Consider the following 25,491-nt stretch of genomic DNA (forward strand, 5'->3'; position numbering starts at 1 on the left):
TTGTGTAGGAGCTGCCGCAGGCTGCGATCTTTTGATCTTTTGTCCAGGTCAGCGGCTAGCTTGAAGCGACCGAGCCATCTGCAGATGATTCTGCAACTTAGGCAAGGTCTCATCGGCGAAAGCCTTGATCTCAGGCACGGTGGTGGTTTGCGCCTCCTGCTGAATCTGCTGGATCGCCTCTTCAGTGGCTTTGACCTGACTGGCGGCGTACGCCTGATCAAAGGTTGCGCCGTCTTTCACTTCAGGAATCAGTTCCTTGGCCTTGTCGGCCATTTCTTCACGCGGCGCGACGGGCAGGTCGAGCTTTTTCGCAATCTTCGCCAAATGCTGATTGGCCGTGGTGCGGTCGTTGATGACGACGATGGTGAAATCCTTGACCTCTTTGGATTCGGTCTTCTGATGCGCCAAACGGCTGGCTTCGATGTCGGCCATGCCTTTGGCCGAAGCATCGTTGATGAATTCGGCAGGCGACTGGGCAAAAGCACTGCTGGCGAACAATCCCAACAGCGTGACAAAACTTATACGACGTACCTGGGTGGCCATCCGGCTCATGGTCGCGCCCTCCTTCTTGCTGAATTCAAGCGGGAGCTTGCGCCCCCGCCTCTCAATCAAAACTACCTTCACCGACTACTTCGATTTCTGAGCAGGCTTGCGGCCCGTTTCTGTTTTCGCAGGCTCTTTATCGACCGTCGTTGTGGTGGTTTTCCCACCTTTGCGACCAGCTTCAGAAGCCTTCGTTCGATCGTTGGCGAAGTTTCCCGAGTTCGAGTTTCTTGAATTAGGCATGATTCTCTACCTCTTGGTATTGATCGTGGCGAGCAGGTGCCCGCCTAGATTGAGAATTTTCTCACCGGCAAAGGTTTAGAAAAATTGCCATCGCTGCGACGAACGGCGAACCCGCGGTGCGTAGATCAAGCCTTGTTCGGCATCAATCCCGGCAACGCATGCAGTAGCGCATTGATGGCGAAACCGATGAACATCACGCCGCACAACCGAGTGATCAGCAGTTCGTGACGCTGGTACACCGTGCGCACTCGCTGCGCGCCCACAACACCAATCAGAATCGCGTAGGCGAGCAGTCCACCAAGGAAACTCAAGGCGATCAGCGCTGGCAACATCGACCAGTTGAGCAGCTCGGCGCGGCTCGACAGCAGCGCGGTAAACGTCGCCACCGCCACCGGATAGGCTTTGGGATTGGTCAGGCCGAACAAAATGCCGTGCCAGAAGGGATTGCGCGCCGCGCCCTGCGGTTGATCGTCACTGCGCCGTTGCGCACGCACTGCACGCCAACCGAGCCAGAACAGGTACAAGCCACTCAGTACGCCAAGCACATCAAACGCGGTGCTGCCGATTTCCCGTGCACCGACAATCGCGATCAGTGCGGTGCTGCACCACACCACATCGCCCAGCAAATGCCCGCAGAGAAACCCCGCGCCAGCACGCCGCCCATGCGCCGCGCCGATGCCGAACACCGCCAGTACGCCCGGCCCGGGCGTGATGCCGTAAATGAAACCCGAGGCCAGCACGGCCATTAGCAACGATGGAGTCATGGGTTACCTGCAAACGCGAGAATACGAGGCGGCCAGTCTATATCAGCGAAAACGGTCTGTTCACGGGGCGTCGTAAAAACGCATGCCGGCATACGGTTTTTGCCGACACGCCGCCAGCCGCGAAGCGAGATCGCCGACGTGAACTTCGAGCTGATGGCCGTCAGGATCGAGAAAGTAGAAAGAAGCACCTTCACTGCGGTTATCCCGCCATTGCTGAACGTCTGCCGCTTTTAGTCTCTGTACCAAAACCGGGAAATCCGCCGCGCTGAGGCTGAAGGCGTAGTGGGTGTAATCGCCGTACGCCTGGGCACTGCGTCTCGAATCAAGCGAAAGGCACAACCACAGCCCCGGCAGCGACAGATAGGCGCCGGTGTCCCACGTCGCTTCGACGCGCAACTGCAGCACATCGCGGTAAAACGCCAGGCTGCGATTCAGGTCGCTGACGGCAAGGGTCAGGTGGTTGAGGCCGGTGAGCATCGGTTCAGTAACCTCTGAGATCTTCAGGGACGCCGTATTGCTGGCCGTCGTAGGTCAACGTGATTCGGGTTTTCTTCAGGTGAGTGGTTTTGGAAACACACTCGTTGCCCGACTTGGAGTCGTTCATTTTGCTGGCGCTGGTGGTGATGATCAAATCGGCGAAACCATGGTGACTCGATGGACCTATCTCGACACTCCTGCGGACCTGATTGGTATAGCCCTCGCAATCGCTCATGAATTCACCATTGTTTTTGTAGACCACCAAGCCTTCCAGAACCGGGCGCAGGTTGTTGCCTTCGCGGACGTACAACGCCAGATCGGTTTTTTCGTAGGGAATGGCATGGGAGCTGTGCACGAACTTCGAGCGCAGACCAAACGCGCGAACATTCGGCGCCAGTCGGTAGCGACCGGTGTCAATGCGCAGGTCATCGAAGCGCACGGCATCGGAGTTGTAAGCGCCGGGTTTGCGGTAAGTGGCGATGGGATTTGCATTGCTGGCGTTGACGATCGACAGGTCCAGATCGAACACCCCGGCATCGTCGTCGCCGGGGTCGGCCAGGTACGTGGATTTGACCGCGATCGCCTGAGTCGGGAAGGCCGGCCAGACGATGCAGCGTGACAAGGATTGGCCGTCGAAGGCCTTGGTGGTGCAGGCGGCCTGGGCATGGGCGGTGATGGCCAGAATACCGAGGGCGATAAGGAGTCTGGTAGGGGTGAGCATGGTTCTTCCTTGATAAGAGTGTGTGTCCGCAGGTGAATCAGAGCCCCTTGAGACCTGGTGGCAGGACGTAATTCTTTCCGTCGTAATGCAATGTTGTCAAAACCGGTTGGCGTACAGTCGTCTTGTCTTCACAAGCGTCGCCTTCAACCTCAACACCGCACACCCGATCAATCCAGACTTCACTGTCACTTCCCGCTCCTTGCTAACGTTTCAGCCGCGCACTATCCCCTGCTCAATCCTGCGATTCAACCAATTCAACGCCTGATCCCCGCCCCGGCGCTTATGCCACGCCAGCACAAACGTGAACGGCGGAATCTCGAACGGTGGCGGCACGACGACAAGTTCGCGCGGGTCGATGTCCCGCAAGCCCCGTGACGACACCGTAAGAATCAGATCCGTACCGCTGATGAACTGTGGCGCGACGTTCCAGTGCGGCAGGCTGATGGCGACGCGGCGGCGCTCACGCAGTGACGTTAACGCGCGTTCGATTTCCGGCGTGCCGCTGCCCCGCATTTCCAGCAACACGTGCGGGCGGGACAGGTAGGTCGGCAGATCCAGAACGCCGTCGGCAGGCAAACTGGCGCGATCCAGCAGGCACACGTAGCGCTCTTCAAACAGCAGCGTGCTGCGCAATTCGTTGGGCATTTCCGGGAACACGCCGGCGGCCACGTCGATATCGCCGTTGAGCACCCCTTCCAGCATGCCTTCGCGACTGGCGTGGCTGATTTGCAAGTCGATGCCTGGCGCTTCGCGGCGCAAGGTACGGATCAGCGTGGGCAGGATGATCGCCGCGCCGTAGTCGGACATCGCCACGCGAAAGGTGCGGCGCGCACTCGCCGGATCGAAGGTGTTGGGGGCCAGCAGCGACTGCACCTGGGCCAGCGCTTCGGCCAATGGCGCGACCAGCTCGAGCGCCCGCGCGGTAGGAACAAGGCCAGAGCCTGCGCGCACCAGCAATGGGTCACCAAGCAAGTCACGCAATCGCGCCAGCGCATGGCTGACCGCCGGTTGGCTGAGGTGCAGGCGCTCGGCGGCACGGGTGACGTGTTGCTCGCTGAGCAAGGCGTCGAGGATCACCAGCAGATTGAGGTCGATACGGCGCAGATCATTCATCTGGTGCATGTAATTGATGACAAAACGGAATTTAAATCTGCGCGACGAATAGCCTAGAGTCCAGCAAAACCTGTTGGAGGATGATCATGAGTACGTTGCAGTGGGCCGGTCTGCTCGCCTTGGCCGCTTTCGCCGGCGCCGTGGTGCCGTTTCAAAGTGCGATCAACAGCAATCTGGCGCGAGGGCTGGGGCATCCGTTGTGGGCGACATTGGCGTCACTGCTGGTGAGTGTGCTGGTGTTGTTGCCGGTGATTCTGGCGTTGCGCTTGCCGTTGCCGTCAGTGGCGTTCATCAGCAAGGCGCCGTTGTGGATATGGGCCGGTGGCGCGTTCGGCGTGTGCTTTGTGGCGCTGGCGGTGATGCTTTTGCCCAAACTCGGCGCGTCGGGATTTGTCGCGCTGGCGTTGGCCGGACAGGTCATTGCCTCGATGGTGCTGGATCACTTCGGGCTGTTTGGCTTGATGGAAAAGCAGCTGACATTGCCGCGAGTATCTGGCGCGGTGTTGCTGATTGCGGGGGTGGTGTTGATTCAGTTTGGTGGGGTTTTCGAGAGGAATGTGGCGGTTGTTGGGTAACCTGAGAACTCAATAGATTTGCAGTGCCTGCAAATCAGTCTTCGCGAGCAGGCTCGCTCCCACAATTGAAATGCGATTCACTGTGGGAGCGAGCCTGCTCGCGAAGGGGCCGGTTTGACTGGGTCGAAATTATCAGGAAAGCACTGACCTCAAAACGCGTTGCGGAAAATCTCCTCGATCTGTCGCTGATCCGCCGCGCGTGGATTGGTCAGCCCGCAAGCGTCTTTCAGGGCGTTGGTGGCGAGTATCGGAATGTCCGAGAGTTTCGCGCCCAGGTCCCGCAAGCCGCCCGGAATTTCCACGTCTCTGGCCAGGCAACGGATCGCCGCGATCGCCGCCTGAGCACCCTCTTCCGGGCTCAAACCATGCACATCGGCACCCATGGCGTGGGCGACATCGGTGAGCCGCTCGGCACACACCAGCGCATTGAACGTCTGCACATGCGGCAGCAGCACAGCGTTGCAGACACCATGAGGCAAGTCGTAGTAACCGCCCAACTGGTGCGCCATCGCGTGCACGTAGCCCAGCGACGCATTGTTGAACGCCATGCCGGCGAGAAACTGCGCGTAGGCCATGTTCTCCCGTGCGGCAAGGTCGCTACCGTCACGCACGGCCAGACGCAGGTTGTTGCTGATCAGCGCCATGGCCTTCAGGGCGCAGGTGTCAGTGATCGGGTTGGCGGCGGTCGAGACGTAGGCTTCGATCGCGTGAGTCAGCGCGTCCATGCCAGTGGCAGCGGTCAGGCTTTTCGGCATCGCAACCATCAGCGCCGGGTCGTTGACCGACAGCAGCGGCGTGACGTTACGGTCGACGATGGCCATTTTCACGTGACGCGACTCGTCGGTGATGATGCAGAACCGGGTCATCTCGCTGGCGGTGCCGGCGGTGGTGTTGATCGCGATCAGCGGCAGTTGCGGCTTGCTCGATTGATCAACGCCTTCGTAATCGCGAATCTGCCCGCCATTGGTCGCACACAGCGCGATGCCCTTGGCGCAGTCGTGAGGCGACCCACCGCCCAGCGACACCACGAAATCACAACGACTTTCCTTGAGCAGGCCCAAACCGCACTCGACATTGGCGATGCTCGGGTTCGGTTTGGCGCCGTCGAAAATCACTGAATCGATGTCCTGCATCGCCAGTTTCTCCGCCACCATGGCCGCCACGCCAGCCTTGGCCAGCCCCACGTCGGTGACGATCAGCGCCTTGCGAAAACCGTAGTTGCGGATCGCGACCATGGCTTCGTCGAGGCATCCATTGCCCATGATGTTGACCGCCGGAATGAAAAAGGTGCTGCTCATCGTGTGACTCCTGACTGGGGCCGAATCGACAGCTGCGATCCGACGGGTAAGCACAGGATCGACCGATCGGTCACGGCGTATGTTGATCTGGCTCAATGTCCGCTCGTGATAAAGTCACCGCCCATCAGCCCCTTTGTTTTGAGATGTGCCAAGTAATGAGCGATTTTCTGGATGTCGACGCCACCCTCGAAGACTGGAATACCCTGCGCGCCGCAACCGGCTTCAACGGTTTGCTGGTGGGCAACGGCGCCAGCCGGGCCGTTTGGGATGACTTCGGCTACGACTCGCTGTTCGAAAACGCCCGTACCGTGGAAGAAAAACCCCTGAGCGCGTCGGAGTTGGCGGTGTTCGACGCGATGCAGACGCACAGCTTCGAGCAGGTCCTCAGCGCCCTCAAAACCACCAGCCGGGTGAACAAGGCGCTGGCCGTCAGCTCGGCCGCACCGCGCAACCGCTACTACGCGATCAAGGAAGCGTTGATCAACACCGTGCACGCCATTCACATTCCGTGGCGGCTGGTTCAGACCTCAACGCTCACCACGCTGAATGAAGAACTGGCGCGCTATCGCACGGTGTTCACCACCAATTACGATTTGCTCAACTACTGGGCGATCCAGCATCGCAGCGAGGCCATCGACGACCTGTTCAAGGGTGCCAACGCCAGTTTCGATATCAGCGAAACCGCTACGTCCAAACCGCGTTTGCTGTACCTGCACGGCGGTCTGCACCTGGTACGCAATCAGGATGGCACCGCGCGCAAACTGACCTCGACCGAGGGCACGCTGCTCGGCAGTTTTGCGATCAACAACACGATCAAGACGCTGGATGACGTACCGCTGTTCGTCACCGAAGGACCGAGCGCCGACAAGCTCAAGACCATTCGCAGCTCGGATTACCTGTCGTTCTGTTACGAGCAGTTATTGGGCCACAGCGACAGCCTGTGCATCTTCGGCCATGCCTTGGGCGAGCAGGACAACCACATCGTCCGGGCCCTGCGTCTGGCAAAACCGAAGGTTGTGGCGATCTCCATTTATCCGCGCAGCGCGGCGTTCGTTCAGCATCAGAAGCGCCATTACGCGAAGGTGTTCGAGGGGACGGGGGCGCAGTTGCGCTTTTTTGATGCGAAGACCCATGCATTGGGCAGTCCGAAGCTGTCGGTGCCCGTCGAGGTTTGATGTCGCCAGGACCGACGCCTTCGCGAGCAGGCTCGCTCCCACAGGGATTATGGTTGGATCGGATCGTGTGGTTTGACCCATGACACTGTGGGAGCTGGCTTGCCAGCTCCCACAGGGATTTGTATTGGGTTGGAAAGTGGAATCAGAGGACCGGCAGGGTCTTGTCCTTGATGGTCTTCGTCGGGCCATTGGCCTTGACGCTGGCGATGCCCTTGTCACACGCCGCATCCGAGGAGTAGGCCTCGCTGCTGCCGATGACCTGATGATTGGCCGCTTTTAGATTGAAATACGGATGACCATCCTTGGTGGACTTTTTCTCATAGCGCTCATCCAGCGGACTGTTGGTCTGCACCGACGCAATGCCGCCGTCGGCTGCTGCGCGGGTGGTGTAGAGCTCGCTGGTGAGAATAGTTTCGGCGTTGGCAGCCTTGAGTACAAACCTGAACTGGCCGTTGCTGCTTTTACTCACTTCGTACCATCCGGACATGCTCGTTTCTCCTTGGCGGTTGAGAGGTTTCGCGCTTCAGAGTAAAGACCAACCTCAAGCTTCTGTCGCCTGTACTGACGCCATCGCTGGCAAGCCAGCTCCCACAGAGTCCGGGTCGTTCACAAAATCCTTGTACCGCACACAGAACCTGTGGGAGCTGGCCTGCCAGCGCTGGCGGCGACTCGGTATGGGTTATTTCGCCACCGCCCGCACCACCGACAATGGCGGCGAATCCACCCGCCGCTGACTCAGATACCGCGTGCAACTCACCCGCAAGAACGAAGCAAAATTGACCACCTCACCGCGGTAATCCATCACCTCTTCATACAGCTTAGCGATCAGTTGATTGGTGGTCATGCCGTCGATCTCGGCGATTTCGCCGAGGATGTCCCAGAACTGATTCTCCAGGCGCAACGTCGTCACCACCCCGCAGATACGCAGCGAGCGAGAGCGCGATTCATAGAGGATCGGGTCGGCCTTGACGTAGAGCTCGCACATGGACGAAACCTCGTTACAGGGTGATTTGGGTGCCCAGCAAACCGAGGAAACCGGCCAGCCAGTTCGGATGCGCCGGCCAGGCTGGAGCAGTCGCCAGATTGCCTTGAACGTGGCCGTCCGTCACCGGAATGTCGATGTACGTGCCGCCCGCCAGTCGCACTTCAGGCGCGCAGGCCGGATAGGCGCTGCACTCGCGACCTTCAAGAATGCCCGCCGCTGCCAGCAGCTGCGCGCCGTGGCACACCGCTGCAATCGGTTTGCCGGACTTGTCGAAGGCACGCACCAGATCCAGGACTTTTTCGTTCAGACGCAGGTATTCCGGAGCCCGACCGCCAGGGATCACCAGCGCGTCGTAATCGGCCTCACTGGCACTGGCGAAATCGAAATTCAGCGCGAACAGGTGACCGGGTTTTTCGCTGTAGGTCTGGTCACCTTCGAAGTCATGGATCGCGGTGCGCACGGTCTGGCCTGCGGCTTTGTCCGGGCAGACCGCATGGACGGTGTGCCCGACCATTTGCAGGGCCTGGAATGGCACCATCACTTCGTAGTCTTCGACGTAATCGCCGACCAGCATCAGGATTTTTTTCGCGGCCATGGTGAGGACTCCTCTGGGAAATGCTTGGGAGTATTCAGGGTAGACCTTATCCGAAGGCTGAGGTAACAACCGGCTACTACCTGCAAGACCGCGTAATCGTTCTTCGCGAGCAGGCTCGCTCCCACAGAATCAGAGAAAGCCGTCAGCCTTCAGGAGCGTTTCCAGGCAGTGCTCGCTGATGTGGTAGAACGCCTTCAACTCCTGGATTTTCACCAGCATCTGAGCCGGATCCACCGGCTCTGCGCGTTTCACAGCCAGAATCATCTTGTTCTTGTTGGTGTGATCCAGCGAGATGAACTCGAACACTTTGGTCTCGTAACCACAGGCTTCCAGGAACAGCGCGCGCAGGCTGTCAGTGACCATTTCCGCCTGCTGACCGAGGTGCAAACCGTATTGCAGCATCGGCTTGAGCAGCGCCGGGCTCTGGATCTGCAGGCGGATCTGTTTGTGGCAGCACGGCGAGCACATGATGATCGACGCGCCCGAACGGATGCCGGTGTGGATCGCGTAGTCAGTGGCAATATCGCAGGCATGCAGGGCGATCATCACGTCCAGTTCGCTCGGCGCCACGCTGCGCACGTCACCGCATTTGAACACCAGCCCCGGATGATCCAGTTTGGCCGCCGCGGCGTTGCACAGGCTGACCATTTCTTCACGCAACTCGACGCCCGTGACTTCGCCCTCGGCTTTCAAGGTATTGCGCAGGTAGTCGTGGATGGCGAACGTCAGGTAGCCCTTGCCCGAACCGAAATCCGCGACCCGCACCGGTTTGTCCAGCGCCAGCGGTGACGATGTCAGGGCATGGCTGAAGACTTCGATGAACTTGTTGATCTGCTTCCACTTGCGCGACATCGCCGGGATCAGCTCGTGCTGGGCGTTGGTCACGCCCAGGTCCCTGAGAAACGGCCGGTTCAGGTCCAGAAAACGGTTTTTCTCGCGGTTGTGCTCGGCCGACGGTGCCTCACGCAATTGCTGGGGTTGGCTCTTGAACAGCGAACTCTTGCCCTTTTTGCTGTATTCGAGCTGAGCTTCGTCAGTCAGCGTCAGCAAGTGCGCATTTTTGAACGAGGCTGGCAGCAGGGCGGCAATGCTCGCAACGCCTTCGCTCAATGGCAGGTTCTTGGTGATGTCGCGGGTTTTGTAGCGATACACGAACGACAGGCAGGGCTGAGCCTTGACGGTCACCGGTTTGATGATGACGCGCTGCAAGTCCGCTTCTTCACCGACGTATTTGGCCAGCACCAGTTTGATGAAACCGTTCTGCTCGAGGCTGGTTTGCAGCAACTCGATGAACTGGGCGTGGTGGTCCGGCGCGGGTTTGGCTGATGGCGCGGAGGGGGCGGTAACGGACATGAACAAGCGGCCTCGGGCGGGGCGAATCGGGAATGGCGGGTATTTTAGGGGGGATGGGGGTCGGGGACACGCTCTTATTTACCGAACGGTTTTAAATGAGGCCCTCACCCTGGCCCTCTCCCAGAGGTAGAGGGGACCGATTGGGGGATATTTGAGGAACTCACCGACTTGAAAGACTGGCGCTGAATCCATGATCGACCCGATTCTTGCTTGGCAGTGAATCCACAATCGACGGGGTTTTTCCTCGATTCTGAATCCATAATCGACGCGATCTTTCAGGTCGATGGACAGCGGCAGACACCTCGGTCGGCCCCCTCTCCCTCCGGGAGAGGGCTGGGGTGAGGGTCTGGATCTCAAGTCATCAAACTTGTCAGGCCAACACCACCAACCGGTTCGGCAACTCATTGCGCACCTGCGTCACCGGCACATGCACCTTGAGCAATTCCCCACACGCCTCGATGCAGGTCACAAACCCCTCAAGCGTGCGCCCCTGCCGTACCTGCTCGGTAAACGCGGCGACAATCACATCCCAGCTGTCATTGCCCAACCGCTTCGAGATCCCCTCATCCACCAGAATCTCCACATAGCGCTCGGCCTCACAGACGAAAATCAGCACGCCGGTGCTGCCCACGGTGTGATGCAGGTTCTGTTCGAGAAACTGTCGCCGCGCCAGGTTCGATGCGCGCCAGTGGCGTACACGGCGTGGCACCAGATGTGTGGTGATCTTCGGCAGGCGAAACAGCAGGCACAGCACAATGAACAGGCCCCACTGCACCAGCAACAGGCTGCGCAGGGTCAGCCAGCCGGTCAGATAATGCACGACGCCCGGCACCACCAGCGCCAGCAGGCTGGCCCACAGCAGCGGGATGTATGCGTAGTCATCGGCGCGAGCCGCCAGCACTGTCACCAGTTCGGCATCGGTGTCGCGCTCGACCCGTGCGATCGCCTCGGCGACTTTGCGTTGTTCGTGTTCAGTCAGTAATGCCATGTCAAAAAGTGCCTGCTCATTATTCTTTTAATGTCACCAGCCGCCGGACGAACCACCGCCGCCGAAACTGCCCCCGCCGCCGCTGAAGCCCCCACCGCCACCGCCGCCACCAAATCCGCCGCCACCGCCAAAACCTCCGCCGCCACCGGAGCCGCCACGGCCGGTCGGCAGGATACCGAGCATCTGGCAGACAAACACCGTCAGGATGAACAACATCACCAGAAAAACGAACAACGTCGGATGGCGCGAGATGAAATCGCTCTGCGGGTCCCCGCTGGACTCATACACCGTCGACGGCTCGTCCAGCGGATTGCCGCCCAGCACAACCAGCATCGCCGCCACGCCGTCGCTGATGCCTTTGCTGAAATTGCCGGCCTTGAACGCGGGCGTGATGACTTGATGGATGATCACCGAGGTTTGCGCATCGGTCAGCCGGTCTTCCAGGCCATAACCGACTTCGATACGCAACTTGCGCTCGTCACGGGCAACGATCAGCAGCGCGCCGTTGTTTTTGTCCTTTTGCCCAATGGCCCAATGACGACCAAGCTGGACGCCATAATCCTCGATGGTGGTGCCTTGCAGATCGGGCAGCGTGACCACGACCAATTGCTCTCCGCTGGCCTGTTCGTGGGCCTGCAACTGTTGGCTCAATTGCGCGCGCATCGATGGCTCGATCATCTGCGCCTCGTCCACCACGCGCCCGCTCAGCGCCGGGAACGTCAACTCGGCCCGGGCGCTGACGGCGAACATCCACAACATCAGCACCAGACCTATTTTCAACACACGCATGGGCAACCTCGAATCAGAACTTCACTTCCGGGGCCTTTTCCGCACCGGGCGTGGTGGCTTCGAAGGTTTCACGCATCGGCAGGTCGCTGTACATCACGCTGTGCCAGAGCCGACCGGGAAAAGTGCGGATCTCGGTGTTGTACTTCTGCACCGCCAGAATGAAATCGCGTCGCGCCACGGCGATGCGGTTTTCGGTGCCTTCGAGCTGCGATTGCAGGGCGAGAAAGTTCTGATTGGCCTTCAGATCCGGATAACGCTCGGACACCACCATCAAACGGCTCAATGCGCCGCTCAACTGATCCTGCGCCTGCTGGTACTGCTTGAGCTTCTCGGGATTGTCGAGGGTACTGGCATCAACCTGAATCGACGTGGCTTTCGCACGGGCTTCGATCACTGCGGTCAGGGTTTCCTTTTCGTGGGCGGCGTAGCCCTTCACCGTTTCCACCAGATTGGGAATCAGGTCGGCGCGGCGCTGGTACTGGTTCTGCACCTGCCCCCACGCGGCCTTGGCCTGTTCGTCGAGGGTCGGGATGTTGTTGATGCCGCACGCGGTCAGCAACGTCGCCAGCATCAACAACGTGGCGACCTGCAAACGCGAGCGATAGGTTGGACTTACATTCATTGCAGTGATGCTCCCTGACACATTTCATTAAAAAGCCGAGCGCGAAACCTTCTCAGCCGGTGGTTGGGGCATAATCGGCCGCGCCACTGGATTGCGACCGGTCAATGGGCTAAAAAGTGCCTGCGCGGTCGAGCTGCCTGCGGTCAACGGTGTTTTTTTGGCTTGGCGTTTTTGCGCCCGCACCCGAACAACAATAGTCGCTCCCTAAATTTTGGCTGGCCGGCATTGCATTGCCGTTTTTGCCCTTGAGAAAAATATTCATGAAGAAGCTGTGTTTGCTGGGCCTGTTCATCAGTCTGGCCAGTCATCAAGTATTGGCCGCTGAGACCTCGGTTCCTCTGGAAAACAAGGACGCCTTCATCAGCAACCTGATGAAGCAAATGACCCTCGACGAAAAGATCGGCCAGTTGCGCCTGATCAGCATCGGCCCGGAAATGCCCCGCGAGCTGATCCGCAAGGAGATCGCCACCGGCAACATCGGCGGCACGTTCAACTCGATCACCCGCGCGGAAAACCGTCCGATGCAGGACGCTGCCATGCGCAGTCGCCTGAAGATTCCGATGTTTTTCGCGTACGACGTGATCCACGGCCACCGTACGATTTTCCCGATTCCGCTGGCCCTCGCCTCGAGCTGGGACATGGACGCCATCGGTCGCTCCGGGCGTGTTGCCGCCAAAGAGGCCGCTGCCGACAGCCTCGACATTACCTTCGCGCCGATGGTCGACATCTCCCGCGACCCGCGCTGGGGCCGTAGTTCCGAAGGTTTCGGTGAAGACACCTACCTCACTTCGCGCATTGCCCGAGTCATGGTCAAGGCCTATCAGGGCGATGCCCCGAACACGGCCGACAGCATCATGGCCAGCGTCAAGCACTTTGCCTTGTACGGCGCGGTCGAGGGCGGTCGCGACTACAACACCGTCGACATGAGCCCGGTGAAGATGTACCAGGATTATCTGCCGCCGTACCGCGCCGCGATCGATGCCGGCGCCGGTGGCGTGATGGTGGCGCTGAACTCGATCAACGGCATTCCGGCCACCGCTGACACGTGGCTGATGAACGATCTGTTGCGCAGGGATTGGGGCTTCAAGGGCCTGGCGGTCAGTGACCATGGCGCGATCTTTGAACTGATCAAGCACGGTGTGGCGCGCGACGGTCGTGAAGCGGCGAAACTGGCGATCAAGGCCGGCATCGACATGAGCATGAACGACACCCTGTACGGCAAGGAGCTGCCAGGGCTGCTCAAATCCGGCGAGATCGAACAGAAACACATCGACAACGCTGTGCGTGAAGTCCTTGCGGCCAAGTACGACATGGGCCTGTTCAAGGACCCGTACCTGCGCATCGGCAAGGCTGAAGATGATCCGGCCGACACCTACGCCGAAAGCCGCCTGCATCGCGCCGAGGCCCGTGACGTCGCGCGTCGCAGCCTGGTGCTGCTGAAGAACCAGAACGAAACCCTGCCACTGAAGAAGACTGCAAAAATCGCGCTGGTCGGCCCGCTGGCCAAGGCGCCGATCGACATGATGGGCAGTTGGGCTGCCGCCGGTCGTCCGGCGCAATCGGTGACCCTGTTCGACGGAATGAACGCACTTATCGGCGACAAATCGAACCTGATTTACGCCCGTGGCGCGAACATCACCAGCGACAAGAAGGTGCTCGATTACCTGAACTTCCTCAACTTCGATGCGCCGGAAGTGGTTGATGATCCGCGCCCGGCCAACGTGCTGATCGATGAAGCGGTAAAAGCCGCCAAGGATGCCGACGTGATCGTCGCAGCCGTAGGCGAGTCCCGTGGCATGTCCCACGAGTCTTCCAGCCGCACCGACCTGAACATCCCGCAAACACAGCGCGAGCTGATCCGCGCGCTGAAAGCCACCGGCAAGCCGTTGGTGCTGGTCTTGATGAACGGCCGCCCACTGACCATTCTCGAAGAGAACCAGTCGGCCGATGCGATTCTGGAAACCTGGTTCAGCGGCACCGAGGGCGGCAACGCCATCGCTGACGTGCTGTTCGGCGACTACAACCCGTCGGGCAAACTGCCGGTGACCTTCCCTCGCTCCGTTGGGCAGATTCCGACCTACTACAACCATCTGAGCATTGGCCGGCCGTTCACACCGGGCAAACCGGGCAACTACACCTCGCAGTATTTCGATGACACGACGGGCCCGCTGTTCCCGTTCGGTTACGGTTTGAGCTACACCGATTTCAGCCTGAGCGACATGGCGCTGTCCTCGACCACCCTGAACGCCAGCGGCAAGCTCGACGCCAGTGTGATGGTGAAGAACACCGGCAAGCGTGACGGCGAAACCGTGGTGCAGCTGTACATTCAGGACGTCACCGGTTCGATGATTCGCCCGGTGAAAGAACTGAAGAACTTCCAGAAAATCATGCTCAAGGCCGGCGAACAGAAAGTCGTGCACTTCACCATCACCGAGGAGGAGCTGAAGTTCTACAACGCCCAACTCAAGTACGCGGCCGAGCCCGGCAAGTTCAACGTGCAGATCGGTCTGGATTCGCAGGATGTGACGCAGCAGAGCTTTGAGTTGCTGTAACTGCAAGCACACCGCAAACCCTGTGGGAGCGAGCCTGCTCGCGAAAGCGGTCATTCAGATAAACAATTGCTGACTGACACACCGCCTTCGCGAGCAGGCTCGCTCCCATATTGGATTTAGGGTGTATTCAAAATCGGTTTACCCGCGACGGTCGAGGATGTTAACCACCACTCGATCCACCCAGCCCCAAACCCTCTGTTTCACCCGCCGCCACAACGGCCGCCTCTGCCACTCCTCCAGACTCACCCGCTGACTCAAGCCGAAATCCTTGTCGAAACTCGCCACCACCGCTGCCGTCAACGACGGATCGAGCGCCTCAAGATTCGCCTCCAGATTGAAGCGCAAATTCCAGTGATCGAAGTTGCACGAACCGATGCTCACCCAATCGTCCACCAGCACCATTTTCAGGTGCAGGAAGCACGGCTGGTATTCGTAGATCTGCACGCCGGCCTTGAGCAGTCGCGGGTAGTAGCGATGCCCGGCGTAGCGCACGGACGGGTGATCGGTGCGCGGCCCGGTCAACAGCAGGCGCACGTCGACACCTCGGTCGGCGGCCTTGCGCAGCGAGCGGCGGATTTTCCAGGTCGGCAGGAAGTACGGCGTGGCCATCCAGATACGTTTTTGCCCGCTGTTCAGCGCCCGAAACAGTGATTGCAGAATGTCGCGGTGCTGGCGGGCGTCGGCGTAAGCCACGCGGCCCATGCCCTCGCCCATGTCCGGCACCTTGGGCAGACGCGGCAAGCCGACACGCGCGGATGGCTTCCAGGCACGGCGATGGCGGTTGGCGATCCACTGGCGGTCGAACAATAGCTGCCAGTCGAGCACCAGCGGGCCGCTGATTTCCACCATCACTTCGTGCCACTCGCTGGTGTCGTGCCCCGGGGTCCAGAACTCATCGGTGACGCCCGTGCCGCCGACCACCGCCAGCCGCTGATCAACCAGCAGCAGTTTGCGGTGGTCACGATAGAAATTGCCGACCCAGCGCCGCCAGTGCAGGCGATTGTAGAAGCGCAGCTCAACCCCCGCGTCGGTCAAGCGTTTACGCAGGCTCAGGGTAAACGCGAGGCTGCCGTAGTCGTCGAACAGGCAGCGCACGTGCACACCCCGTTCGGCGGCCAGCACCAGCGCTTGGACGATGGTTTCGGCACAGGCGCCAGCCTCGACGAGGTACAGCTCAAGTTCGATCTGCTCCTGGGCGCCGGCAATCTGCTCAAGCATGCGCGGGAAGAATTGCGGGCCGTCGATCAACAGCTCGAAACGGTTGCCGTCACGCCAAGGGAAGATCGCACCGCGCATGTCAGCGCGCCGTAAAAATCAATACCGCACCCACCGGCACCGACAGACTGATGGCCGACAAATCGGCCAATTTACGCAGGCTTTCCAGCCCTGGGGCAAGATCGAAATCCTCGGCGTTGATCACCACTGGCTCCAGTGTAACCACCTGGAAGCGTCGATCATCAAGACGCGTTGCCAGCAGCTCGGCCGGGTACTCGTGTTGCTTGCCATGCAGAGTGACGGTCAGCGGCAGACGCAACTCCAGTTGCGCACCGGGGGCCAGATCGTTGATCGGGCGCAGGTCGATCTGGGTGGTGATGGTCGCGTCGGGGAATTGCTCGATCTGGAACAGCTCCTTGCGCATGCGCTCGTCACGCAGCGGGATGCCGCTGTTGATCGAATCCATCTCGACCTCGACCTCGGCGCGACCGTTCGGATCGACCTTGCCATGCAGCACCAGAAAGCGCTGCACTTCGGAGATGTGGGCGTTTTTCGTGCTGACAAACGACAGCCGTGACGACTCGCCGTCCAGGTACCAATTGGCCTGCGCCGGCAACGCAGCGGCAGCCAGCAGCAGGCAGGACAGGGTTTTGTAGAGGGAGCGGTTGAACATTGCGGACTCGTGGGGGCGATAAACCTGAGCCGAACATTAACTGGCTGGGGCGTTATTGCAAATCGAAGATCAAAAGATCGCAGCCTGCGGCAGCTCCAGGGTTTTCCGTTTGCAGGGCAATTGTGTGTTCAGGGGTTGAGGCGGCAGCCCTGGCGCTCACTCAACCATTGCGCGCTGTTGCTGCGGCCCATGCCGCTGACGCTGATGGTTTTGCTATCGACGTCATCGCTGAAGCCGCTGGTTGGCAGCCACTGCTTCACATAGCCGCGGCAATATTCGGCGTCGTTGTTCATGACGTAGCGGCACGAACAATATTCCTTCGCTGTGTAGGCGCTGATGATGTCCGGGAAGGCCCAGAGGTTCTCGCGCTCATAGGCGATCCAGCCGAGCAGCACGACAAGCAACACCAGCAAGAACCGCTTCATGGCCGCACCGCCGCAAGCACACGCTTGAGCAGTTCGTTGTGGCGGTAGCTGCCGTCGCGATCATCGGCGTAGCGCACGATCACCAGTTTTTCGCTGGGGATGACGTACAGCGCCTGGCCCCAATGACCCAGCGCGGCGAAGGTATCGGGCGGTGCATCGGCCCACGGTGACGATGCGCCTTGCGCCGGGCGATTAAGCCACCAGTGGCCGCCGGGCACGGCTTCATCCTGATGGGCCTCGTAACCGGCGAAAGGTTGCAGGTTGAAGGTGAGCCATTCCTTGGGCAGCAATTGCCGATCATTCCAGCGTCCGTCGCGGGCCATCAACACACCGACACGCGCCAGATCCCGCGCGGTCAGGTAGGCATAGGACGATGCGACGAACGTACCGTTGGCATCGGTTTCCCACACGGCATGACGGATGCCCAACGGTTCGAACAGTGCTGTCCACGGATAGTCTGGATATCGCTTTGGGCCGACGATGGATTTCAAAGCTGCCGCCAGCAGATTGCTGTCACCGCTGGAGTAACGGAATGCCTGCCCCGGTACGGCGTAGCTGTGGTGATCGGCGGTGAATCGCGCCATGTCCTGGTGACCACGGGTGTAGAGCATCGCCACCACCGAGGATTTCAGCGGGGCGTATTCATAGTCTTCCTGCCAGTCGATGCCCGAGGCCCAATGCAGCAGATCGGCAATAGTGATCGCCGGGTGTTTCTCCAGCGCCGGGTAGAACTTCACGGCTGGATCATCGAGCTTGAACAGGCCTTCACCGTAGGCAATGCCGAGTACGGTGGCCATCAGACTTTTGCTGATGGACCAGGTCAGGTGTGGGGTTTGTGCGTTAGTCGGGCCGGCGTAGCGCTCGTAGATGATCTGGCCATCGCGAATGATCAACAGGGCATCGGTGCGAATGCCCTGGCGAGTGGCATCGTCGCGGGGTGGGAAGGCGTAGGCCTGAAGATCCTCAACCGCTGTGATCTGCTGACCAACCGGCCACTGTTCGCCGGGCCATGATTCGGCCTGAACGGTGAAGCTGATCAGCAGCAGAAACAGCGACAGGCCTTTGAACATGGTGAGGGCTCTTGGGGAGAACCTGCTGAGCGTAGTCGGGGCTCATGACAAATTGGCGATCCTGGCTGTTCATAAGGCCGTCATCGCTGGCAAGCCAGCTCCCACAGGGTGAATGGTGTCCAGACAATCTGTGGCAATCACACAATCCTGTGGGAGCTGGCTTGCCAGCGATGGGGCCCGTCAGATCACCGCCAAAGCCTTGGCCAGGCGCTTGGCTCTAGCGTTGGCGGCCAACTGCATCACCGCCTGATCACGCTGCCACATCTGCGCCCATTGCGGATCACCTTCGCTTAACGCTTGGTCAATCTCGGTGTTGAGCGCATCAAACTGCGCAAACAAACCACCGAGCAACACATGCCCCGCCGGATTGTTCGGCGGCTGTCGACTCATCTCCGCACACCCGGCCAGCAGCGCCAGCAAGCGCAGTTGCAGGGTCTGTGGCCAGTCGCTGTCCTGCCCGACGCCGTACAACCAGGCGGTCATCGCGCTCAGCACATAGACATCTTCCAGCGTGCGAAACGGTTTGACATAAGCATCCCAGCCGTCCCCCGCGAGCAACTCGCACAGAGCCCCATCGAGATGCAGCCGGCCATGGCTGATGTCGGGCATCAACGGCAGAGCCGGCAGTTTTTCCACCGTCACACCGGGCTCACCGGGATACACCACTGCCAGACTCAGGCGCGGCGTTGCGCCGGCCTCTTCACTGCGTGCGGCGATCAGCAGCCAGTCCGCCGCATCGCCGGCGGTGACGAAATCCTTGGCGCCACTCAAGCGTAAATCCGTCAGCCGCGTTTGCATGTCGGCCGGACGCAGGCTGCGCTGTTCGGTCGCACACAACGCGCCGAGGCTCAGCGGTGCGCTCGGCCACAACATGCGCAATGCCGCTTGATAACCGACCAGAAACGCCAGCCCAGGCGTCGCCATCCGCCGCCCGCCCGCCACCGCCAATTCGAACGGCGTGACGTTGCCCAACTGCTGCAACAACGTCGCAAAACCCTCGGCCAGGTCAGCAACGGCGGGCAATCGTTCACGGCTTTGCAACAGATCTGGCCAGGGCATAAGAGGCTCCTTGTGGGCTGTCATATAAGCATCACCAAAGGTTCATGGCGATGACACCGGGGCTACATAGCCTGACTTTGCACAACACGGCTGCATAAAGAAAGTCGATCGGCTGCAACCCATGACGGGTTCAAGGCCCGTACGGAGATTCAAATGACTCAGATCGCCCGCATCAGCGACACCGGCAATGAACGCCGTCTGCAAGCCGAACGCCTGATCGGCGCCGAAGCCTTGCAGCAAGCCCAGGCCCTGCGATTCAGCGTCTTCAGCGGCGAGTTCAACGCCAAACTGAAAGGCGCGGAACTGGGTCTGGACATGGATGATTATGATGTTCACTGCAGCCACATCGGCGTGCGTGACCTCAACACTGGTCGCCTGGTCGCGACCACGCGGTTGCTCGATCACACCGCCGCGAGCAGCCTTGGCAAGTTCTACAGCGAAGAAGAATTCAGCCTGCATGGCCTCGCCCATCTGCAAGGCCCGATCCTGGAAATCGGCCGCACCTGCGTCGACCCGGCCTACCGTAACGGCGGGACGATTGCAGTGCTGTGGGGTGAATTGGCCGAAGTGTTGAACGAGGGCGGCTACAGCTATCTGATGGGTTGCGCGAGCATCCCGATGCAGGACGGTGGCGTACAGGCCCACGCGATCATGCAGCGTCTGCGCGAACGTTATCTGTGCACCGAAAACTTGCGTGCCGAGCCAAAAAAACCGCTGCCAACCCTCGATATTCCGTCGAACGTGATCGCCGAAATGCCGCCGCTGCTCAAGGCTTATATGCGCTTGGGCGCGAAGATCTGCGGCGAGCCGTGCTGGGACGAAGACTTCCAGGTCGCCGACGTGTTCATCCTGCTCAAGCGCGACGAACTCTGCCCGCGCTACGCCAAGCACTTCAAGGCGGCCGTGTGATGAGCCGGTTGCGGGTTTACGCGCGGATCGCGCGAGTGCTGCTGGTGGTATCGCTGGGATTGACCATGGCCAGTCTGTTCGGCGTGTTCGAGAGGATTGGCCTGGCGCACTCGATGGAACGTCGCCAGCGCTGGTCGCGCTTTTTCATGGCGCGCCTGAGCAATGCCCTGCCCTTTCGCATGACCGTCCACGGTGAACTGCCAAAGCAGCCGATGTTGTGGGTCAGCAATCATGTGTCGTGGACCGATATTCCGCTGCTGGGCATGCTCACACCGCTATCGTTTCTGTCCAAGGCCGAAGTGCGCACCTGGCCGGTCGCGGGTTGGCTCGCAGCCAAGGCTGGCAGCCTGTTTATCCGCCGTGGCTCGGGCGACAGCCAGTTGATCCGCAAACAGATGACCCGGCACCTGCAAACCGATCATTCACTGCTGATGTTCCCGGAAGGCACGACCACCGATGGCCGTTCACTGCGCACCTTTCACGGTCGCTTGCTGTCGGCGGCGATTGATTCAGAGGTGATGTTGCAACCGGTGGCGATCCGTTATCTGCGTGACGGCGAAGTCGATACGTTGGCACCGTTCATTGGTGACGATGATCTGCTGTCGCACCTGATGCGTCTGTTCAGCAATGATTGCGGCGACGTCGAAGTGCATCTGCTCAAGCCGATCGCCTGCGAGGGCCGGGAACGTGCGGCGCTGGCGTTTGAAGCGCAGCAGGCGGTGCAGAAGGTGTTGTTTGGATCGATTCCGGAAACCCGACAATCCCCAATGCGCCCGACAATCGCCGCCTGAAATACAAATTCAGAAATCACCCTCGGCCCCTGTGGGAGCTGGCTTGCCAGCGATAGCGGTAGACCAGCCGACACGAATGTTGAATGTGCTGACGCCATCGCTGGCAAGCCAGCTCCCACAGGGATTCAGGGGGTTGCTGGAGACTGGGCGAAATCCTGGAGTTGCGGATAGAAAAGTCGGAAGTCTTCACTCAGCGGCTCATACAACCGCCGCAATTCCTGCATCGCCCCCGCCAGTTCCTCTGGCCGGCTCAATCGCCGGGAGATCCCGCGCAGCACCTGATCAAGCACTTCAAACTCCTGATACGAGCCCAACCAGTCATTGGCGACCATGTGCGGCGCAATCTTCGCCAGGCGCTCGGGCAATTGCGGTTCGCGGGACAACACTCCATAAACGTCAGCGGTGAACTGCGCCAGCGGTTGATCCGCGTACAACCGCCAGTCCCGCGCCAGACAGTGGTCGAAAAAGACATCAAGGACGATCCCGGCATAACGCCGACGGGTATCGGAAAACCGCCCCAGCGCGATGTCCACCAGCGGATGGCGATCAGTGAACACGTCAATCCGTCGATGCAGTTGAATCCCCGCCTCGATCTCCGGGGCAAACTGGCCTTGCAGCCGGCCTTTGACGAAATCGCCATACAGACTGCCGAGTAATTGGTCGGGGCGCTGGCCACCGAGATGCAAATGTGCAAGATAGTTCATGGGCGCAGCTTAGCACCGCGCCCTCGTTCCAATACACCCAGCGTATCGTTATAACCCGATATACCGATTTGTGCGGTCGTCAGATCAAAATCATATTGGTATATCGCGAAGTAGCGATTTAAAGTTCGCCTCATCGCGATATAGCGTTTTACACACCGAGCACCCTGCCATGAACCTTGACCTCGACGAAATAATAAAAGCCCTGGCACACCCAGTACGGCGAGACATCCTCAACTGGCTGAAAGACCCGAAAGGCGAATTCCCGGAACAGTTGCACAACCATGAGTACGGCATTTGCGCCGGGCAGATCGATCAACGCTGCGGCCTGTCGCAATCAACCGTGTCCGCCCATTTGGCGACCCTGCAACGCGCCGGACTGATCAGCAGCCAGAAGGCCGGTCAATGGCACTTTTTCAAACGTAACGAGGACGTCATTCAGGCGTTCCTCAGCACACTCAGTAAAGAGCTCTGACCCTTAACGTCAGCCAGCCCACAAGGAAACAACGATGCCCCTCTCGCTACTCATACTCGCCTTGAGCGCCTTCGCCATCGGCACCACCGAATTCGTCATCATGGGCCTGCTGCCCGATGTGGCGGCCGACCTCGGCGTGTCGATTCCCGGCGCCGGCTGGCTGGTGACCGGTTACGCCCTGGGCGTGGCCATTGGTGCGCCGTTCATGGCACTGGCCACCGCCAGACTGCCGCGCAAGGCTGCACTGGTCGCGCTGATGGGCATCTTTATTGTCGGCAACCTGCTCTGTGCAATGGCCAGTGACTACAACGTGCTGATGTTCGCCCGTGTCGTCACCGCGCTTTGCCACGGTGCGTTCTTCGGTATCGGTTCGGTGGTAGCGGCAGGTCTGGTGGCGCCGAACAAACGCGCTTCGGCAGTCGCCCTGATGTTTACCGGTTTGACCCTGGCCAACGTCCTCGGCGTGCCGCTGGGCACCGCATTGGGTCAGGAGGCCGGCTGGCGTTCGACCTTCTGGGCAGTGACCGTGATCGGTGTGATCGCGCTGATCGGCCTGATCCGCTTCCTGCCGGCCAAACGTGACGAAGAAAAGCTCGATATGCGCGCCGAACTCGCCGCCCTCAAAGGCGCCGGTATCTGGCTGTCGCTGAGCATGACCGCTCTGTTCGCTGCCTCGATGTTCACCCTCTTCACCTACGTCGCCCCGCTGCTCGGCGATGTCACTGGCGTCTCGCCAAAAGGCGTGACCTGGACGCTGCTGTTGATCGGTCTCGGTCTTACCGTCGGCAACATCATCGGCGGCAAGCTCGCAGACAAACGCCTCGCTGCCACCCTGATTGGCGTGTTCGTGGCGATGGCGGTGATTTCCACGGTGTTGAGCTGGACCAGCGTCGCGCTGATCCCGACTGAAATCACCTTGTTCCTCTGGGCCACTGCTTCATTCGCAGCCGTACCGGCACTGCAAATCAACGTAGTGACCTTCGGCAAAGCTGCACCGAACCTGGTCTCGACCCTGAACATCGGCGCGTTCAACGTCGGTAACGCCCTCGGCGCCTGGGTCGGCGGCAGCGTCATCGCCCACGGCTTCGGCCTGACCAGCGTGCCTCTGGCCGCCGCTGCCCTGGCAGTGCTTGCCCTGCTGGTGACCCTGATTACTTTCCGTCAGAACGGCAATGCCGAACTGGCCCCTGCGACTCACTGATTAACCACTTAAACCAAGAGGGTTGTATTTCATGGCAACTATTTTCGATCCGATCAAACTGGGCGACATCGAGCTGGCCAACCGCATCATCATGGCCCCGCTGACCCGCTGCCGCGCTGACGAAGGCCGTGTGCCAAACGCGCTGATGGCCGAGTACTACGTACAACGCGCCTCCGCCGGCCTGATTCTCAGCGAAGCCACTTCGGTGACCCCGATGGGTGTCGGCTATCCGGACACCCCGGGCATCTGGTCGAACGATCAGGTGCGTGGCTGGACCAACGTGACCAAAGCCATTCACGCCGCCGGCGGCAAGATCTTCCTGCAACTGTGGCACGTGGGCCGGATCTCTCACCCTTCGTATTTGAACGGTGAAGCACCGGTCGCACCGAGCGCTATCCAGCCCAAAGGTCACGTCAGCCTGGTGCGTCCAATGGCCGACTACCCAACCCCGCGCGCACTGGAAACCGCTGAAATCGCCGAGATCGTCGACGCGTATCGCACCGGTGCCGAGAACGCCAAGGCGGCCGGTTTTGATGGCGTGGAAATCCACGGCGCCAACGGTTACCTGCTCGACCAGTTCCTGCAAAGCAGCACCAACCAGCGCACCGACAATTACGGCGGCTCCCTGGAAAACCGTGCCCGCTTGCTGCTGGAAGTGACTGACGCGGCAATCGAAGTCTGGGGCGCCGGTCGTGTCGGCGTGCACCTTGCACCACGCGCTGATTCCCACGACATGGGCGACGACAATCTGGCTGAAACCTTCACCTATGTGGCACGTGAGCTGGGCAAGCGTGGCATCGCCTTCATCTGCTCCCGCGAGAAAGAAGGCGCCGACAGCCTCGGCCCGCAACTCAAGGAAGCCTTCGGCGGCCCGTACATCGCCAACGAACGCTTCACCAAGGACAGCGCCAACGCATGGCTGGCCAGCGGCAAGGCTGACGCCGTGGCGTTCGGTGTACCGTTCATTGCTAACCCGGATCTGCCGGCGCGCTTGAAAGCCGATGCGCCGCTGAACGAGCCACACCCGGAAACGTTCTACGCTAAAGGCCCGGTTGGCTACATCGACTATCCAACGCTGTAAGCCTTGACGCAGAAACGCAAAAGCCCCCGACTTGTGAGTGTCGGGGGCTTTTTTGTGTTCGCCTGGAGATTGATTGCGCGGTGTGAGACCTGGCCCCTCACCCCAGCCCTCTCCCGAGGGCGAGGGAGCCGATTCATGTGGCTTTCGAACCTGAGTTCGGCTCGTATTTCAAGTCGGCGCAACTTGAAAGATCACCTCGGTCAGTTCCCTCTCCCTTGGGAGAGGGCTAGGGTGAGGGGCTAGCGGCCTACACGGTTTAACAAGAGCGACACAATTCCCCTACAAAATCCGTCATTCACTCCCTGTAAACTGCGCGCCACAAATCTGTATAAAAGCAGGCCAACTGACATAAGCTGTGCCAATTACAGATTGTTCATTTGCGCAGGCTGGGGCTCAGCCGCAGCATGTCCAGTCCTGTGTCGACCCAACGCTCGGCTTCGGCGTGCAGCTCGAAGCTGTCCGGAGCCAATAGCCACCCATAGAGGAGGCCATCGATATAGGCATGAATGCTGATGGCCGCACGGACAGTGTCGAGATCTTCCGGCAACTGGCCGCGATTCACCGCATTACGCAGGGTCAACCCGATACGCAGATTGCAATCGAGACTGGCCGTCCGGCGCTGCTGGCGCAGATCGCACATTTCATCGGTGAACTCGCACTTATGAAACAGAATTTCGTTGATGCGACGGGTCTTCGGGTCCAGCGCAACTTGATGAAACAAATGAATCAACAATTTGCGCATGCAGCCCAACGGGTCGAGTTCATCTTCGCTTTCACTGGCTTTGGCCAATTCATCCAGCGGCTCATGCAAGCTGTCGAGCATGGCCTGCACCAGATCGGCCTTGTTGCTGAAATGCCAGTAAATGGCGCCGCGCGTGACGCCGGCCATTGTCGCGATATCCGCCAAAGTCGTGCGGGCCACGCCCCGTTCATAGAACGCTTTCTCTGCCGCTTCGAGAATCTGGCTTCGCGTTTCCTGAGCTTCTTCTTTGGTACGACGGACCATGGCAGTAAAACCTCAAACAGGATTTTTCAGGGATGGATTGAACATCCGCTGAACAAAGAGGGGGTCGATCTCTCTTGAATCGGCTCCCCAGC

Annotated in this window: 29 protein-coding genes; 8 read left to right on the forward strand and 21 right to left on the reverse strand. The window is 60.0% G+C overall.

What is annotated here, in order from left to right:
- Positions 1-48 precede the first annotated feature (48 nt).
- From IEQ42_RS01650 to IEQ42_RS01675, 6 genes are all read right to left on the reverse strand, one after another.
- Entirely contained in the window at positions 49-552 is a 504-nt protein-coding gene (locus tag IEQ42_RS01650) for a DUF4142 domain-containing protein (protein WP_047300058.1), read from the reverse strand.
- Positions 553-627: 75 nt separating this feature from the next.
- Positions 628-786 (reverse strand): KGG domain-containing protein, encoded by a 159-nt coding sequence (locus IEQ42_RS01655; RefSeq protein WP_080762009.1) that lies wholly within the window; start codon positions 784-786, stop codon positions 628-630.
- A gap of 125 nt (positions 787-911) precedes the next feature.
- Entirely contained in the window at positions 912-1,550 is a 639-nt protein-coding gene (locus IEQ42_RS01660; RefSeq protein ID WP_047300057.1) for a LysE family translocator, read from the reverse strand.
- A gap of 60 nt (positions 1,551-1,610) precedes the next feature.
- Entirely contained in the window at positions 1,611-2,027 is a 417-nt protein-coding gene (fos, locus tag IEQ42_RS01665) for a fosfomycin resistance glutathione transferase (RefSeq protein ID WP_210702353.1), read from the reverse strand.
- Positions 2,028-2,031: 4 nt separating this feature from the next.
- Positions 2,032-2,748 (reverse strand): PA3715 family protein, encoded by a 717-nt coding sequence (locus tag IEQ42_RS01670; protein WP_210702354.1) that lies wholly within the window; start codon positions 2,746-2,748, stop codon positions 2,032-2,034.
- A gap of 210 nt (positions 2,749-2,958) precedes the next feature.
- Positions 2,959-3,870: a LysR substrate-binding domain-containing protein gene (locus tag IEQ42_RS01675; protein WP_191624483.1), complete on the reverse strand. Its 912-nt coding sequence runs from the start codon at positions 3,868-3,870 to the stop codon at positions 2,959-2,961.
- A 77-nt stretch (positions 3,871-3,947) separates the two neighbouring features.
- On the opposite strand from IEQ42_RS01675, the gene IEQ42_RS01680 reads away from it, so the two are divergent.
- Positions 3,948-4,436: a DMT family transporter gene (locus tag IEQ42_RS01680; protein WP_210702355.1), complete on the forward strand. Its 489-nt coding sequence runs from the start codon at positions 3,948-3,950 to the stop codon at positions 4,434-4,436.
- 149 nt (positions 4,437-4,585) lie between these two features.
- Here IEQ42_RS01680 and yiaY read toward each other — a convergent pair whose 3' ends face one another.
- Positions 4,586-5,734 carry an L-threonine dehydrogenase gene (yiaY, locus tag IEQ42_RS01685; protein ID WP_210702356.1) on the reverse strand — a complete coding sequence of 383 codons (1,149 nt, stop codon included), beginning with the start codon at positions 5,732-5,734 and terminating at the stop codon, positions 4,586-4,588.
- A 155-nt stretch (positions 5,735-5,889) separates the two neighbouring features.
- Between yiaY and IEQ42_RS01690 the strand changes: the two genes are divergently transcribed.
- Positions 5,890-6,909 (forward strand): DUF4917 family protein, encoded by a 1,020-nt coding sequence (locus IEQ42_RS01690; RefSeq protein WP_115147661.1) that lies wholly within the window; start codon positions 5,890-5,892, stop codon positions 6,907-6,909.
- A 142-nt stretch (positions 6,910-7,051) separates the two neighbouring features.
- Here the strand turns inward: IEQ42_RS01690 and IEQ42_RS01695 are convergent, their stop codons facing one another.
- The 7 genes from IEQ42_RS01695 to IEQ42_RS01725 form a co-directional block, all read right to left on the reverse strand.
- On the reverse strand, positions 7,052-7,396 hold the full coding sequence (locus IEQ42_RS01695) for a YegP family protein (protein ID WP_042558035.1): 345 nt from the start codon (positions 7,394-7,396) through the stop codon (positions 7,052-7,054).
- 192 nt (positions 7,397-7,588) lie between these two features.
- On the reverse strand, positions 7,589-7,894 hold the full coding sequence (locus tag IEQ42_RS01700) for a ribbon-helix-helix domain-containing protein (protein ID WP_210702357.1): 306 nt from the start codon (positions 7,892-7,894) through the stop codon (positions 7,589-7,591).
- A 13-nt stretch (positions 7,895-7,907) separates the two neighbouring features.
- Positions 7,908-8,489, reverse strand: coding sequence for a DJ-1/PfpI family protein (locus IEQ42_RS01705; RefSeq protein WP_150603088.1), 582 nt, complete (start codon positions 8,487-8,489; stop codon positions 7,908-7,910).
- Positions 8,490-8,618: 129 nt separating this feature from the next.
- Positions 8,619-9,842 (reverse strand): class I SAM-dependent methyltransferase, encoded by a 1,224-nt coding sequence (locus IEQ42_RS01710; protein WP_210702358.1) that lies wholly within the window; start codon positions 9,840-9,842, stop codon positions 8,619-8,621.
- A 370-nt stretch (positions 9,843-10,212) separates the two neighbouring features.
- Complete coding sequence (locus tag IEQ42_RS01715; protein WP_210702359.1) at positions 10,213-10,830, reverse strand: TPM domain-containing protein; 618 nt, start codon at positions 10,828-10,830, stop codon at positions 10,213-10,215.
- A gap of 33 nt (positions 10,831-10,863) precedes the next feature.
- Entirely contained in the window at positions 10,864-11,619 is a 756-nt protein-coding gene (locus IEQ42_RS01720; RefSeq protein ID WP_210702360.1) for a TPM domain-containing protein, read from the reverse strand.
- 13 nt (positions 11,620-11,632) lie between these two features.
- A complete protein-coding gene (locus tag IEQ42_RS01725) occupies positions 11,633-12,241 on the reverse strand; it encodes a LemA family protein (protein WP_115147656.1) in 609 nt (202 codons plus the stop codon).
- A gap of 260 nt (positions 12,242-12,501) precedes the next feature.
- Between IEQ42_RS01725 and bglX the strand changes: the two genes are divergently transcribed.
- Positions 12,502-14,793 (forward strand): beta-glucosidase BglX, encoded by a 2,292-nt coding sequence (bglX, locus tag IEQ42_RS01730; RefSeq protein WP_210702361.1) that lies wholly within the window; start codon positions 12,502-12,504, stop codon positions 14,791-14,793.
- 138 nt (positions 14,794-14,931) lie between these two features.
- On the opposite strand, the gene IEQ42_RS01735 is transcribed toward bglX, so the two are convergent.
- The 5 genes from IEQ42_RS01735 to IEQ42_RS01755 all read right to left on the reverse strand — a co-directional run bounded on the left by IEQ42_RS01735 (position 14,932) and on the right by IEQ42_RS01755 (position 19,235).
- Entirely contained in the window at positions 14,932-16,089 is a 1,158-nt protein-coding gene (locus IEQ42_RS01735) for a phospholipase D-like domain-containing protein (protein WP_210702362.1), read from the reverse strand.
- Position 16,090: 1 nt separating this feature from the next.
- Positions 16,091-16,681, reverse strand: coding sequence for a YceI family protein (locus tag IEQ42_RS01740; protein WP_042558027.1), 591 nt, complete (start codon positions 16,679-16,681; stop codon positions 16,091-16,093).
- A 128-nt stretch (positions 16,682-16,809) separates the two neighbouring features.
- Positions 16,810-17,106 (reverse strand): amidase, encoded by a 297-nt coding sequence (locus IEQ42_RS01745; protein WP_210702363.1) that lies wholly within the window; start codon positions 17,104-17,106, stop codon positions 16,810-16,812.
- Positions 17,103-18,176, reverse strand: a complete 1,074-nt coding sequence (locus IEQ42_RS01750) for a serine hydrolase domain-containing protein (protein ID WP_210702364.1) — start codon at positions 18,174-18,176, stop codon at positions 17,103-17,105. Before IEQ42_RS01750 ends, IEQ42_RS01745 begins: the two co-directional genes overlap by 4 nt.
- A 180-nt stretch (positions 18,177-18,356) precedes the next feature.
- A complete protein-coding gene (locus IEQ42_RS01755) occupies positions 18,357-19,235 on the reverse strand; it encodes an acyl-CoA dehydrogenase middle domain-containing protein (protein ID WP_210702365.1) in 879 nt (292 codons plus the stop codon).
- A gap of 153 nt (positions 19,236-19,388) precedes the next feature.
- Here IEQ42_RS01755 and olsB point away from each other — a divergent pair, with 153 nt between their 5' ends.
- Together olsB and IEQ42_RS01765 are read left to right on the forward strand one after the other, a co-directional pair.
- Positions 19,389-20,144 carry an L-ornithine N(alpha)-acyltransferase gene (olsB, locus tag IEQ42_RS01760; protein WP_042558023.1) on the forward strand — a complete coding sequence of 252 codons (756 nt, stop codon included), beginning with the start codon at positions 19,389-19,391 and terminating at the stop codon, positions 20,142-20,144.
- A complete protein-coding gene (locus IEQ42_RS01765) occupies positions 20,144-20,935 on the forward strand; it encodes a lysophospholipid acyltransferase family protein (protein WP_210702366.1) in 792 nt (263 codons plus the stop codon). Before olsB ends, IEQ42_RS01765 begins: the two co-directional genes overlap by 1 nt.
- Positions 20,936-21,060: 125 nt before the next feature.
- Here the strand turns inward: IEQ42_RS01765 and IEQ42_RS01770 are convergent, their stop codons facing one another.
- Positions 21,061-21,639, reverse strand: a complete 579-nt coding sequence (locus IEQ42_RS01770) for an acyl carrier protein phosphodiesterase (protein WP_210702367.1) — start codon at positions 21,637-21,639, stop codon at positions 21,061-21,063.
- Between the two features lie 169 nt (positions 21,640-21,808).
- On the opposite strand from IEQ42_RS01770, the gene IEQ42_RS01775 reads away from it, so the two are divergent.
- The 3 genes from IEQ42_RS01775 to IEQ42_RS01785 are packed head-to-tail and all read left to right on the forward strand — an operon-like array spanning position 21,809 to position 24,393.
- Entirely contained in the window at positions 21,809-22,111 is a 303-nt protein-coding gene (locus IEQ42_RS01775) for an ArsR/SmtB family transcription factor (RefSeq protein WP_016771327.1), read from the forward strand.
- A 34-nt stretch (positions 22,112-22,145) separates the two neighbouring features.
- Entirely contained in the window at positions 22,146-23,312 is a 1,167-nt protein-coding gene (locus IEQ42_RS01780; protein ID WP_150594419.1) for an MFS transporter, read from the forward strand.
- Positions 23,313-23,343: 31 nt separating this feature from the next.
- Positions 23,344-24,393, forward strand: coding sequence for an alkene reductase (locus IEQ42_RS01785; protein WP_042558019.1), 1,050 nt, complete (start codon positions 23,344-23,346; stop codon positions 24,391-24,393).
- Positions 24,394-24,766: 373 nt separating this feature from the next.
- On the opposite strand, the gene emhR is transcribed toward IEQ42_RS01785, so the two are convergent.
- Positions 24,767-25,399 carry a TetR family transcriptional regulator gene (gene emhR / locus IEQ42_RS01790; protein ID WP_210702368.1) on the reverse strand — a complete coding sequence of 211 codons (633 nt, stop codon included), beginning with the start codon at positions 25,397-25,399 and terminating at the stop codon, positions 24,767-24,769.
- Between the last annotated feature and the right edge of the window lie 92 nt (positions 25,400-25,491).

It is taken from the genome of Pseudomonas iridis, from assembly GCF_017980685.1.
Taxonomy (GTDB): Bacteria; Pseudomonadota; Gammaproteobacteria; order Pseudomonadales; family Pseudomonadaceae; genus Aquipseudomonas; species Aquipseudomonas iridis.